Below are 13,502 nucleotides of genomic sequence, written 5' to 3'. Positions count from 1 at the left end.
GGCCGGGTTGCATACCGGTGGTGAACAGCGGGTACTCATGGCCACGAAACGAAACGGAGTGGCGATGAGAGAAGTCCGATCATGACAACCGCAAAGTCCTTCTCCGCACGCGTGGATCAGCAGCGCCGCAAGAACATCAAGAAAGCGCAAGCAGAGGCCGAGGCCGGGCCGGCCCGCGCCGAGCCCGACGCCACGCCGATCGGCGACGCGATTCAGGCATTCCACCGGCGAGGCGACATCGCCTTCGGTATCCCGGCCCACCGGTCGGGCACCGGCCGGATGCCACCGCTCGCGGCCCGCTGGATGGGCTCCGAGGCGTTTCGCGCCGACGTCACGATGAACAAGGGCGTCGACAACCGGCACCAATCCTGGCAGGTGGAACCGACCGCCATGCAGCTGTTTGCCCAAGCCGTCGGCGCCGACGAAACATTGTTCTCCGCCAACGGCAGCACGGAGAATGTGCATGTCGCGATGATGGCGGCCGTGCGCCCCGGCGAGACGTTGGTGATGGCGCGCAACGGCCACAAGTCGGCGTTTTCGGCGCTGGTGCTTTCCGGTGCCATGCCGGTGTACGTGGAGCCCGACTACGACGAGCGGTGGCAGATCGCCCATGGCGTCGACCCCGATCGGCTGGAGCGGGTGTTGCAGGAGCATCCCGAGGCGGTAGCCGCGATGGTGTTCACCCCGACCTACTACGGCATCAGCGCCGACGTTCGCCGGCTCGCCGAGGTGGCGCACGGCCACGACATCCCGTTGATCACCGACGACGCGTGGGGACTGGACTACAGCTTCTGCAGCCGGCTACCGCCCTCGGCGCTCGAGTGCGGCGCGGATCTGTGCATCGGCAGCGTCCACAAGTCACTCAACGGTCTGCAGCAGACCTCGGTACTCAGCAAGCAGGGCAACCGAATTGACTCGACGCGGTTGTCGCTGGTGTTCGAGCTGGAGCAATCCACCAGCGCGTCGACGCTGCTGTTGTCCTCCATCGACGCGGCCCGGCGTGAGTTCCAGGAAAACGGCGAGCGGCTGCTGGGCGACGCGATCGACGTGGCGCTGCGCATCAGATCGGCGATCGCACAGCTGCCCGGACTGGACCTGATCGGCGACGAAATCCTCGGCAGCGCTGGCGCTTTCGCGTTCGACCCGACCCATGTCACCATCGATGTGGTGGGGCTTGGCCTGACCGGTTTCCAGGCCGCTGACTGGTTGCGGGAGCACCGCGGCATCCATGTGGAACTGTCCGACCACCGCCGGGTGATGGCGCTGATCACCTACGCCGACACCGACGCCACCGCGCAACGGCTCATCGACGCCATGGCGGCGCTGGCCGAAGAACACGCGGGCGCCAAACCCCGTCCCGTCGACGACGTACCGTCGTGGTCGCAGCTGCGCACCGAGACCGTCGTGTTGCCACGCGACGCCTTCCTGGGCGCTACCGAGATACTGCCGTGGCGGCAGGCGGCCGGTCGCGTTTCCGCGGAAATGATCTGCCCCTATCCACCCGGCATCCCGGTGGTTGCCCCGGGCGAGCTACTCACCGACACGATCGTCGACTATCTGCAGTGCCAGGCCGCCCAGGGAGTGATGGTCGAGGGCGCCGCGGACGAGTCGCTGGCCGAATTCCGCGTGGTGGCAAGCTGATAACGCCTCGCTGTGGCCGGCGACGGAACGACGTCGACGTTCGCTGAGAGAGAAACATGGAGTCGCTTTGCTCGACGGTCATTTCTGTCGGAGGGTCGGCGTAGTGTTTCGAACATGGGTTCGAGTAGTCGTGAGGAGGTCGTCGCGGCCTTTGACGCGCTGCAGGCGACCCTGTCGCGGCTGCAAGAGCTCTCCTTCGACGCGTTGACCACCCCCGAACGGCTTGCGCTGCTCGAGCGGTGCGAAACGGCTCGGCGCCAGCTGCCCAGCATCGAACACGCACTGGTCAATCAGCTCGCCGAGCAGGCCAGCGAGGAGGAGTTAGGCGGGCGACTGCCCGCGGCGCTGGCCAACCGGCTGCGCATCACCCGCGGCGAGGCCGGCCGGCGAGTGGGTGAGGCGGCAGACCTGGGGCCGCGTCGGGCATTGACCGGGGAGCCGTTGCCTGCGCAGTTGACGGCCACCGCGGCGGCCCAGCTCGAGGGCCGGATCGGGGAGGCCCAGGTGCGGGTGATCCGCGATTTCTTCCGCCGGCTGCCCGCCAGCGTGGACGTAGGAACCCGGGTGGCGGTCGAGGCGCATCTGGCCAAGCTGGCCACCCAGTACCGGCCCGACCAATTGGCCAAACTAGCCGATCTGTTGATGGACTGCCTCAATCCCGACGGCGCCTTCACCGATGAGGACAGGGCACGGCGACGCGGTCTGACCGTGGGCAAGCAGGGGCTGGATGGGATGTCGCGGATCAGCGGCTACCTGAGCCCGGAAGCACGCGCCACCCTCGACGCGGTGTTGGCCAAGCTGGCCGCCCCGGGCATGTGCAACCCACACGACGAAAGCCCGGTGGTCGACGGCCCGGCACCCGAGGCGGCCGCCCAGCCTGACAGCCGCTCGCAAAGCCAGCGCAACCACGACGGGCTGCTGGCCGGGCTACGCGGGCTGCTGGCCAGCGGTGAGCTGGGCCAACACAACGGCCTGCCGGCAACCATCATCGTGTCCACCACACTCGACGACCTCGAAGCCGCCGCCGGCAAGGCACTGACCGGCGCCGGCACGCTATTGCCGATGAGCGATGTGATCCGCCTGGCCCGCCACGCCCACCACTACCTCGCACTCTTCGACAACGGCAAACCCCTGGCCCTCTACCACACCAAACGCCTCGCGTCGCCCGGACAACGAATTGTCCTGTACGCCAACGATCGTGGCTGCAGCGCACCGGGATGCGACGTACCGGGCTATCGCTGCGAGGTCCATCACGTGCGGGAATGGGCCACCACCGGTCGCACCGACATCGACCAACTCACCCTGGCCTGCAGACCCCACCACAAACTCCTCGACAGCGGCTGGACCACCCGCAAAAACGCCCACGGCGACACCGAATGGATACCGCCGCCGCATCTAGACCACGGCCAGCCCACCACCAACACCTTCCACCACCCGGAGAAACTCCTGCGCGACGGAGACGACGACGAGGACGCGGCATAACCAGGGGTGGTGCGTGGGCATGCGATGAGCCGGGCAGCGCTTCGCCCGAGGCGCAGTGTGACAAGCGTGGCGCGCTCAGCCCTTGGTCAGGGTGAACTGCGCGACGTCGGTGTAGCCCTCGCGGAACAGCTCGGCGCAGCCGGTCAGGTACTTCATGTAGCGGTCGTAGACCTCTTGGGATTGAATCGCGATGGCCTCATCGCGGTGCGACTGCAGCGCGTCGGCCCACGTGTCGAGGGTGCGGGCGTAGTGCAGTCGCAACGGCTGGACCAGTTTGACGGCGAAGCCGGCCTGCTGCGCGTGCTCCTCGACGACCTTGGCGCTGGGCAGGTCGCCACCGGGAAAGATCTCGTCCATGATGAACTTCATGAACCGCAGCTTGGTCATGGTGATCGGCAGCCCGCGTTCGGCGAACTCCTCATCGCTGGGCTTGATGATGGTGTGCAGCAACATCATCCCGTCGGCCGGGAGCACCCGGTAGGCCATCGCGAAGAAGTCGGTGTAGCGGTTCCGGCCGAAGTGCTCGAAGGCGCCGATCGAGACGATGCGGTCCACCTTTTCGTCGAACTGCTCCCAGCCCTGCAGCAGCACGCGCTTGCTTCGGGCGCTGGGATGCTCGTCAAGCAGTCGCTGTACGTGGGCATGCTGGTTGCGACTCAGCGTCAGACCTACCACGTTGACGTCGTAGCGCTCGAGTGCCCGGGCGATTGTCGCGCCCCAGCCGCAGCCGATGTCGAGTAGCGTCATGCCCGGTTGCAGCCCCAGCTTGCCCAGCGCGAGCTCGATCTTGGCCAGCTGCGCCTGCTCGAGGGTCATGTCCTCGCGTTCGAAGTAGGCGCAACTGTAGGTCTGCGTCGGGTCCAGGAACAGCCGGAAGAAGTCGTCGGACAGGTCGTAGTGGGCCTGCACATCGTCGAAATGTGGCTCTAGGCTGTCGTTTTCACGCATATTGTCGGGCAAAGCTCACCTCTGACGTTGATCCTTGTCGAGCTCAGCTACGACGACCGGGCGCCGCGGCCGAATCGGCCGTGGCCGATACGTCGACCGACCGCAACGGGTGGCTCGTCGGCATGATCGCCTCGTGAGTAAACCACACTCTGCGCATTCGGGGTAAGGCCACGGTCGCAGGAGATCAGCGACGTCACCAGGTGGCTTCGCGCGTCTGGATCCAGCTCAGAACCGTGCGGACTGGTGATGTTGGTGGTCGTCCCCAAGACGGGTAAACAATATGACGATGGCATATCCAGTGGCAGGTCTGGTCGTGTTCCGCGATCGCGAATCGGGTGAGCTGGCGGCCGTCCGCTTATTGCCGTGTCCCGGCGGGCCGGCATGAGCGGCGCCGATCCCTCGCAGAACCATCCCGAGCCCATCACTCTCGGTCTGCATGAACCCGCACCGCCGGAGCTCATGGAATCGATGGCCAACGACGTCGAACTCGATTTAGGTTGGGGCCGGCTGATTTTCGGCCAGACCTTTGCCGATTCCGCCGCACTGGCCGACGTGCTGCGCCAGGAGGCCCCCGGGCGGCGCGACATCTGCATCTACGCACGAGAGCCCCACGTCATCGTCGCCGAAGCGCCGAATGAGTTGTTCATCGACCCCAGCCACACCTATCGGCTGCGTTTCGCCGACGACTCGGAAAACGAGGATCCGGCGTCCGCTCCGGCGGGCGTGACAGTGCGCACCCTGCACGTCCCCGCCGACGCCGATGCCATGAATCGCGTATTCGTCCGGTGCGCAATGGTTCCCGCACCGGTCGAGACCATCTGGCACAACCATCTGCATGCCGATGCGGTGACCTACCTGATCGCCGTGCGTGACGACGACGGCGCGGTGGTCGGGACCGTGACCGGTGTCGACCACCAGGTGCTGTTCGCTGACCCGGAGCGCGGCTCGAGCATGTGGACCCTGGCGGTCGATCCGGCCGCCGGGCTACCCGGAATCGGGGTGGCTCTGACCCGGGCCATGGTTGACCACTGTCGCGACGCGGGGCGCGCCTACCTGGACCTGTCGGTGGCGCACGACAACGGCGCCGCCATCGCCCTGTATGAGAAGCTCGGGTTTCGCCGCGTCCCGGTGATGGCGATCAAACGCCGCAACGCCATCAACGAACCGCTGTTCACCTCACCGCCGGAGACGGTCGACGACCTCAATCCCTACGCGCGGGTCATCGCCGATGAGGCGCTGCGGCGCGGAATCTTCGTCGAGGTACTGGATGCCGACACCGGCGAGATGCGGCTCACCCACGGAGGGCGCAGCGTGATCACCCGCGAGTCGCTGTCCGAATACACCTCGGCGATTGCCATGTGCCGCTGCGACGACAAGCGGTTGACGCGGCGCCTGGTCAAGGAGGCCGGCATCAACGTCCCTCGGGTGCGCCTGGCCAGCTTCGACGACGACGACTACGCGTTTCTCGCCGAAGTCGGCGAGGTCGTCGTCAAACCGACCCGCGGCGAACAAGGCAAGGGCATCACCGTGGGCGTGACCGCCGACGACGGTCCCGACGAGCTGAGCGCGGCTTTGGCACGGGCGCGTGCGGAATACCCCGAGGTCATGATCGAGCAACGAGCACCAGGAGACGACCTGCGTTTGGTGGTCATCGACGGCCAGGTGGTTGCCGCCGCGCTGCGGATCCCTGCGGAGGTGATCGGCACGGGCAACCACACCGTCGGTGACCTGATCGAGGCTGAGAGCCGCCGACGATCCACTGCCACCGGCGGCGAATCGCAAATTCCCTTGGACGAAGTCACCCAAGCCACCGTCGCCAAGGCCGGCTGGCAGCTCGATGATGTTCTGCCCGAAGGCATTCGGCTGCAGGTACGGTCGACCGCCAACCTGCATCAGGGCGGCACGATCCGCGACGTCACCGAAAAGGTGAACCCCGAACTTTGCCGAGTCGCCGTCGAGGCCGCCGAGGCGATCGGTATCCCGGTGACCGGAATCGACCTACTCGTGCCCGATGTCACCGGCACCGACTACACCTTCATCGAAGCCAACGAGCGCCCCGGATTGGCCAACCACGAACCGCAACCCACGGTCGCGGCTTTCATCGACTTCTTGTTCCCGGGCCAGCCCGGGCAACGGCCGGCCTGGGCTCCGGAAGAGTCGCGGCCACGTTGATTCGCCAACCCGGTGCTCATGCGGTTGCGCGCAGCAATGTCGCGAGGCGGCGCAGTGCGGCGGGGTACTCGCGTTCGGGCGGCGCCCCGTAGCCCACGACGATCCCCGAGATGGAGCCCGGTTCGCGGTGCCAGAACGGCGCCATGCCCGTGAGGGCGATCTGGCGTTCGTGGGCGCCAGCCACGACGCCGGCCTCCGCGCTTGCGTCGGGCAGTGATACGACGGCATGAAGACCAGCTGCGGTGCCATGCACCGACATCGCCGGCGCGTACCGCCCCAGCACGTCGATGAGCGCATCGCGGCGCTGCCGGTAGCGGCGGCGCATCCGGCGGATGTAGCGGTCCAGGGCTCCCGAGGCGATCAGCTCCGCGAACGCCAGTTGGACGAGAATGTCGGTGCCGCGGTCGGTTCGGCGCTTGGCCTCGACCACGGCGTCGAGCAGGCTGGCGGGCAGGACCAGCCACCCCAGTCGCAGCCCCGGAGCCAGGCTCTTACTGGCGCTGCCCGCGTAGACGACCTGCTCGGGGGCCAGACCCTGCACCGCCCCGACGGGATGGCGGTCATAGCGGAATTCGCCGTCGTAGTCGTCTTCGATCACGTAGCTGCCGTGCTGAGCGGCGATCCTGGCGAACCGCGCACGCCGGTCCGCCGACAGCGTCGTCCCCAACGGCGCTTGATGGGCCGGAGTCAGCACCGCCGCGGCAACCCCGGACGCGTCGAATCCGTCGGGGCGGGCACCGTCGCGGTCGACAGGCAACGCCATGACGTCGAGCCCGCTGGCCAGTGCTGTCAAGCGGTGGTCGGGAAGGCAGGGATTTTCCAGCGCGATCGATCCGGCTCCCTGCGCGGCCAGTGCGTCGCACACCAGCCGCAACCCCTGGGTGAAGCCGCTGCAGATGACGATCCGCTCGGCGGTGGTGGACACGCCGCGTACCCGGCCCAGGTAGCTGGCCAGGATGGTACGCAACTGCGATGATCCGCGCGGGTTCAGCGGACCAAGCTCGGAATGCGGGGTGACCTGGAAGGCGCGGCGCAAGGCGCGTAACCAATCCGCGCGCGGAAACATCGTCAGGTCGGGCCGGCCCAGGCGGAAATCGGCGGCGATGCGGGGCGCAACCGGTTCGGCGCCGGGGTGCGGTCGGACACCGGGCCCATGAGCCACCTCGGTGACCGCGCCGGGCCGGGTGCGCAGATAGCCCTCGGCCGTCAGTTGCGCATAGCTTTCGACGACCGTCCCGCGGGCGACGCCGAGTTGCCCGGCCAATGCCCGAGACGACGGCAACCGCTCGCCGGAAGCCAGCCGCCCGTCCCGGATGGCTTGCCGCAGCGCATCTTCGAGCGCCGCGCGGCGGCCGCGGTTGGGCGGCAGCTCGAGATGCAGGTCCACATGGGCTCCGCTACTGGTCCACAAAATAGGTGTTGAATTGGACCTTACTGGCATACCGGTCACCGGCCTAACGTGAGAGTCCGTCATCGCTTTTACACCGATGGGACAACCCATGTCGCAAGCCATGTCGCAAGCCTGCGGATATCCCGACCTTCGACGGCGCCCCGGCACCGGGGCCACCGGCCGGCGGCTTGACCGCAAGGCAAGCCTGACCGCTCAAATCAACGCCGCCCAACGCGCAGCCGAGACATTGCAGCCGCCCGCTCGTCGCCTGCTCGACGATCCGTATTCCCGGCACTATGCCCGCCATCCCATGTTGCGGGCCATGTTGGCCCACCGTTGGCTCGCCGGCGTTGCTCTGGGCGTGTTCGACCGCCGGTGGGGCGGGCTCCACGCCCATATCGTGCTGAGGGTCCGTTACGCCGACGACCTGTGTATGGCCGCGATCGCCGAGGGCATCGATCAGCTGGTGTTGCTGGGCGCCGGCTTCGATACGACGAGCCTGCGCTTGGCCGGGCAGCCGGTGACGATCTTCGAGGTGGACGCGCCGACGACCCAGGCTGCCAAACGCTCGACAACCGAACGGCTGCTGCCGCGGCAGGCCAACAGCCGGACCGTATGGGTGCCGGTCGATTTCGAGCACGGGGCGCTGCGTGAACGACTCCTAGCCAGCGGGTTCGACCCCGAGCGACGCAGCGTGGTCGTCTGGGTGGGGGTCAGCATGTACCTCACCGCCCGCGCTATCGACGCCACACTTGCCGATCTCGCCACGGTATGCGCACCGGGCAGCCGCCTGCTCGTCGACTACATCGATGCGGGTGTGGCCACCGCAACCACTCGGTGGGCAAGTGCCCGACGGGTGACCCGAGTGGTCGCGCGCCGCGGGGAACCGTACCGAAGCGGCTTCACCGCGAACGAAATACACGATCTGCTTGCGGCTCACGGATTCGAAAGCCAGGACCACGCGACGGTCCCCACGCTGCTGCAACGTTACGATCCGACCCAGGCCCGCGGATTGGCCGACGACGACTGGCTGGCCGTGGTGTCCGCCCGGCGCGCAGGCGTGCGCGCAGTCTCGATGTAAGCACTGACCCCGGTATTCGACGCGCGTCACTCCCGCGCATCCAATCACGTTTGGCAACACAGGGATTCGGGAACGCTGCACTCGGCGGCGGGAACCAGTCAGTGAGCACGTCAGTCCATGGCAGAACGCCGTCGACGACCGCCACCGACGTCAACTGCCTGGCAGCTGCCAACCCGTTGCATTTGGCACCGCGCACGGCGCCAAACCGATAACCTGGAAATGCTAACGGCGCCAACGCAACGGCTGATGAACTGGCATCGACCGACGGGCGGACAGCCCTTCGGTCGGTGGGTGGCTGGGCGTGCCGGCGTGCCCGCCCGATGTATCCAGACCTGGGATAGAGCTGTTCGACACGGCAACTTCCACCGGCATCCGATGAAGGGCCCGATAGTGTGATTCCTGCAAGAAGTCGAGGTCACACCATCCCGCGCCGAACCGTGCTCACACTGCCGCTGGTGTCGCTGGCGGGTCTCGCCCTGGCTCATGCGCCCCGGGCATCCGCGGCTGGAGCAGGGCAGTGGTCACCCGACCGCGCCAACACCTGGTACCAGGCGCAAGAGCGGCTCGTCGGCGCGAATTACATCACCTCGAACGCAATCAATCAGCTCGAGATGTTCCAGGCCGAGACCTTTGCCCCCCAACAAATCGATACCGAACTGCGCTGGGCTCGGTTGTGCGGGCTCAACAGCGTGCGCGTGTTTCTCCACGATCAGCTTTGGGCCCAAGACAATCGGGGCTTCCAGCGCCGTCTCGCACAGTTCGTCGCCATCGCCGCCCGCCATCACATCAAGCCGCTTTTCGTCTTCTTCGACTCCTGCTGGGATCCGCTTCCCCATCCGGGTCCGCAACCAGAGCCCAGGCCCGGGGTGCACAATTCGGGTTGGGTGCAAAGCCCGGGCGCTGAGCACCTCGACGACCGCGGCTACCGCCCTGTCCTGCACGACTACGTCACCGGAGTGCTGAGCCAATTCCGCAGCGATGACCGGGTATTGGGTTGGGACCTGTGGAATGAGCCCGACAATCCCGCCCGCCCATATCGGGCCGTAGAACGGGCGGACAAGCAGGAACGAGTGGCAGAACTACTCCCGGAGGTGTTCCAGTGGGCGCGCTCGGTGGACCCGAGTCAACCGCTGACGAGCGGCGTGTGGCACGGCCAGTGGGCGAATCCGCGGCGTCGCAGCACGATCTGCGCCATTCAATTGGACAACGCCGACGTGGTCACATTCCATTGTTATGGAAACCCGGCTGTCTTCGAATCCCGCATCGCTGAGCTTTTGCCGCTGCGCCGGCCCATCCTGTGCACCGAGTATCTGGCCCGTCCGCTGGGCAGCACCATCGGCGGGATCCTGCCAATTGCCAAGCGGTACAACGTCGGAGCATTCAATTGGGGATTGGTTGCCGGCAAGACGCAGACCTACCTGCCCTGGGACTCCTGGGACCACCCCTACCCGACGGTCCCCAAGGTGTGGTTCCACGACTTGCTCTATCCGGACGGACGGCCCTACCAGGACAGCGAAATTCGGATCATGTCGGCAGTCGATCGGATGAACTGACGCGTCACAGCACCTGCAGGCCCAAGACGGCGCCGAGCAGGGTCACGGCGGCGCACATCCAGGCAACGTAGTCGCCGACATGGCCGGAGTGAGCCGCTTGCTTCCTCGCACAACAACTTTCCCAACGCGGTGCCGAACGGCGGCAACCCGGCCAGCGCCAGCGCGGCAAGCAGGTACAGCCCAGCCAGCTGCCACCGGCCGCGGCCACGTCCGGACAACTCCAACTCGTCCACCCGTCTGGTGACGGTCCAACAGAATCCCCACGATCAAGAACGACGCCGACTTGGCGCCGGCATGAGCCAGCACGTAGCGCGACCACGCTTCCGCTGACGCCGACCAGCGTCACGGCCACCACGACAAGTGCGGCCCTGATGGTCGCGGAACGCGAGGTGAACCGATGCGCCCACACGCCAACGGCCTGTGGCAGCATGTCGCGCGCCGCCGTCGCCAACCAGCCAGCCGATCCGGAACCGCCAGCGGCCGGCGTTCGTGCGCCGCGCCGATCGCGCCAGCACCGCGACCGGCAGCATGCACCCCGCCAGCACCGCCAATTCCGCTGGCGTGCGCGCGCTCAGTGTGGCCAGCCAGACACCGGCGGTCAACACCCACCAGAGGCCGGTCTCACCGAGAAACTGGGGCAACCACTTACTTGCCCCGGACACGGCGATTGTGCTTCTTGATCGCGTCGACCAGCTCAGACTTGGTCATCGTCGACCTGCCGTGCACATCGAGCCGCCGCGCGACGTCGAGTAGGTGTCTCTTGCTGGCGTTGGCGTCTACACCCTCCGCCGAGCGGCCGGTGTTGCGCGGCCCACCGCCCTTGGCGAGTTCATCCGACGGGCCCTTCTTCTTCTTGGGCTCCCAATGGTCGCCGACTTTTTCGAAGCTGTGCTTGAGGGCGGCGTAGGCCACCCGGTGGGCGCGTTGCTCGCTGCCGTACTCCTCGGCGGCGGCGTCGTGGGCTTTGGCGAACGTGCGTTGCGCCTTGGCGTTGGAGCGCTGCAACGTGCTGGGCAACTCACTCTTCTTCGGCTTGCCGCCCTTGGTCGTCTTCGGCATTGGATCTCCTCCTTTTCCTCAGCCCTCGGCTGCCTGCTGGGCCGTCGCGTAGGCCAGCTGCAGGAAGTCGGCGCCGGCCAGCGCGGTGAAAGTGCCCGCGACCAAACGGGTGAACCTCGGCGCGAAGATCAGCCCGATCACCAGGGCGGTGGCCACCCACATGTCCAGACAGAAGGGGCAGGTCAACAGCTCTCCGAGGCTGTGCCGCAGCGCGCCGTCGTCCCGGACATCCTCGCGCACCTCGGCGGGACCACCGGTACCGGCGTAGCGGGCAAAGGGCGCCCGCAACGGGCTGGTGACCGCATCTTTGGTCAGCGAACGGGACAACTTGTGGGTACCGACGGTGACCGTGAATAGATCCTGCGCCCGCCAGCGCCTTGGCAGCCTTTTACCGGTGGCCGCGGCGACAACGGCGGTAAGCGCGACCACCACACCGTAGATGGCGAGGACCATCAGGTAGCCGCCAAGTGGACGCGGATTGTCGCCGCGATAGGTGTCGGCCGTCCGCCGTGCCCGCTCGGCCACAGCGGTGGTGACTTCGGTCGCATCGCCCACAATCGCTCCTCAACGGTTGGGATCTGGACGTCGATTACCCCGAGTCGGGGCCTGGCAATCCCACCGATGGGGTGCGGAACAGCGGACGCGCGCTTTCGGCCGCACTGATCATCCGCAGGCCGGACGCTGAGCCGGCATGGGTCGGGTGATTCACATACTCGCCGGACTGACGTGGGCTCGGGCGTCGCTCCGCCCTGGTTCCTCAGTTATTTGGAGGCGTGGATCCGCACCCAGGGGCGAGCCTCTTCGAGTTCATAGGCCAGCTCCAGCAGCCGGTCTTCCCGCCCCAGGTCGGCTGACAGCATCATGCCCACCGGCAGCCCGCTGGCGGACTGGGCCATCGGCAGCGAAATCGCCGGCTCCCCGGTGACGTTTTGCAGCGGTGTATATGCCACCCAATTGGCCATCCGGTCCATGACCTGCTGATAGTCGGTGGGAGCGAGATAGCCGACGCGCGGCGGCGCATCGGCGAGGGTAGGCGTGAGCACAGCGTCGTAGGTACCGAATAATTGCGCGGTGTGCCGCCGGACTCCGCGCAACCGAACGATCGCGGCCGGGAGCAGATGAAAATTGCGCCGGGCATTACGGGCCAGACCCAGAGTCAAGCTGTCCAGCCGGGTCCGGTCGAACGTCTTGCCGAACGTGAGCCGACCGGAGCGCACCTGCGCCAGCGCCATCAGTCCCCAATACAGCACAAAGTCGTCGGTGAAACTGGACGGGACCGGCGGCTGGTCCACCTGCTCGACATGGTGACCGAGCTCTTCGAGCAAAGCAGCCGACTTCAGCGTGAGTTCACGCACCTCAGGGCTCGCCTCCACGTGAATCGAGCGCGTGATCACTGCGATCTTCAGTCGTCGCTTACCCGGGCTGGTCACATCGCCCACCGGAGGCAGCTTGGGCGGGCGCCACAGGCGCTCGGCCTCGCGATAGAAAGCGGCGGTGTCGCGCACCGACCGGGTCAGCACCCCGTTTGCGACGATGCGTATCGGCAGCCGCCGCAACTGTGGGTCCAGCGGCAGCCGGCCGCGCGACGGCTTGAGCCCCACCAGGCCGTTGCAGGAGGCTGGAATGCGGATGGAGCCGCCGCCGTCGTTGGCGTGCGCAATGGGTACCACCCCGGCGGCGACCAACGCTCCCGACCCCGATGACGAGGCGCCCGCCGTGTAGTCGGTGTGCCAGGGGTTACGGACGGGTCCCAGCCGCGGGTGTTCGGCGGCGGCGCTGAACCCGAACTCCGACATCTGCGTCTTGCCCAGCGCGATGAGACCGGTGGACAGCAGGAGTCGGGTGATCTCGCTGTCGTTGTCCGCCCGGTGCGGCGTCCACGCATCGGTGCCCCGCATCGTCGGCAGCCCGCTGACGTCGACGTTGTCCTTGATATAGCTGGGCACGCCGCCGAAATAGCCGTCGGCCATCCCGCGCCGGGCCGCGTCGCGCGCCATGCCGAAGGCCTCGTACGCCACGGCATTGAGCTTTGGGTTGACGGCTTGGCTTCGCGCGATCGCTGCCTCGGCCAGCTCGGCCCGGTGCACCTGACCGCATCGGATGGCCTCGGCGAGGGCGACGGCATCGAGATCGCCCAGCGCGTCGTCACCGAAAGCGTGTATGCGGGTCATGGGCT

Annotated in this window: 10 protein-coding genes; 5 read left to right on the top strand and 5 right to left on the bottom strand. The window is 67.0% G+C overall.

The features are described 5' to 3' along the window. Positions 1-81 precede the first annotated feature (81 nt). Both MKAN_RS23290 and MKAN_RS23285 read left to right on the top strand, forming a co-directional pair. Positions 82-1,641, top strand: a complete 1,560-nt coding sequence (locus MKAN_RS23290; protein WP_080674139.1) for an aminotransferase class I/II-fold pyridoxal phosphate-dependent enzyme — start codon at positions 82-84, stop codon at positions 1,639-1,641. Positions 1,642-1,755: 114 nt separating this feature from the next. Then, complete coding sequence (locus tag MKAN_RS23285) at positions 1,756-3,123, top strand: HNH endonuclease signature motif containing protein (protein WP_023372339.1); 1,368 nt, start codon at positions 1,756-1,758, stop codon at positions 3,121-3,123. 75 nt (positions 3,124-3,198) lie between these two features. Here MKAN_RS23285 and MKAN_RS23280 read toward each other — a convergent pair whose 3' ends face one another. Next, positions 3,199-4,071 carry a cyclopropane mycolic acid synthase family methyltransferase gene (locus MKAN_RS23280; RefSeq protein ID WP_103797799.1) on the bottom strand — a complete coding sequence of 291 codons (873 nt, stop codon included), beginning with the start codon at positions 4,069-4,071 and terminating at the stop codon, positions 3,199-3,201. A gap of 381 nt (positions 4,072-4,452) precedes the next feature. Here MKAN_RS23280 and ngg point away from each other — a divergent pair, with 381 nt between their 5' ends. Next, a complete protein-coding gene (gene ngg / locus MKAN_RS23270; protein WP_036391330.1) occupies positions 4,453-6,243 on the top strand; it encodes an N-acetylglutaminylglutamine synthetase in 1,791 nt (596 codons plus the stop codon). Between the two features lie 16 nt (positions 6,244-6,259). Here ngg and pdxR read toward each other — a convergent pair whose 3' ends face one another. Beyond that, a complete protein-coding gene (gene pdxR, locus MKAN_RS23265) occupies positions 6,260-7,630 on the bottom strand; it encodes a MocR-like pyridoxine biosynthesis transcription factor PdxR (protein WP_023372335.1) in 1,371 nt (456 codons plus the stop codon). A 124-nt stretch (positions 7,631-7,754) separates the two neighbouring features. On the opposite strand from pdxR, the gene MKAN_RS23260 reads away from it, so the two are divergent. Continuing rightward, positions 7,755-8,714, top strand: a complete 960-nt coding sequence (locus MKAN_RS23260; protein WP_042313943.1) for a class I SAM-dependent methyltransferase — start codon at positions 7,755-7,757, stop codon at positions 8,712-8,714. A gap of 422 nt (positions 8,715-9,136) precedes the next feature. Beyond that, entirely contained in the window at positions 9,137-10,267 is a 1,131-nt protein-coding gene (locus tag MKAN_RS23255) for a glycoside hydrolase 5 family protein (RefSeq protein ID WP_036391981.1), read from the top strand. Between the two features lie 645 nt (positions 10,268-10,912). Here the strand turns inward: MKAN_RS23255 and MKAN_RS23245 are convergent. From MKAN_RS23245 to MKAN_RS23235, 3 genes are all read right to left on the bottom strand, one after another. Next, positions 10,913-11,326 carry a ChaB family protein gene (locus MKAN_RS23245; RefSeq protein WP_023372331.1) on the bottom strand — a complete coding sequence of 138 codons (414 nt, stop codon included), beginning with the start codon at positions 11,324-11,326 and terminating at the stop codon, positions 10,913-10,915. Between the two features lie 18 nt (positions 11,327-11,344). Continuing rightward, positions 11,345-11,881 (bottom strand): DUF1360 domain-containing protein, encoded by a 537-nt coding sequence (locus MKAN_RS23240; protein ID WP_023372330.1) that lies wholly within the window; start codon positions 11,879-11,881, stop codon positions 11,345-11,347. A 206-nt stretch (positions 11,882-12,087) separates the two neighbouring features. Then, entirely contained in the window at positions 12,088-13,497 is a 1,410-nt protein-coding gene (locus tag MKAN_RS23235; protein ID WP_023372329.1) for an amidase, read from the bottom strand. Positions 13,498-13,502 lie beyond the last annotated feature (5 nt).

It is taken from the genome of Mycobacterium kansasii ATCC 12478, from assembly GCF_000157895.3.
Taxonomy (GTDB): Bacteria; Actinomycetota; Actinomycetes; order Mycobacteriales; family Mycobacteriaceae; genus Mycobacterium; species Mycobacterium kansasii.
Note: the sequence above shows the minus strand (reverse complement) of the source record. Positions and strands in the feature narration are given on the sequence as shown.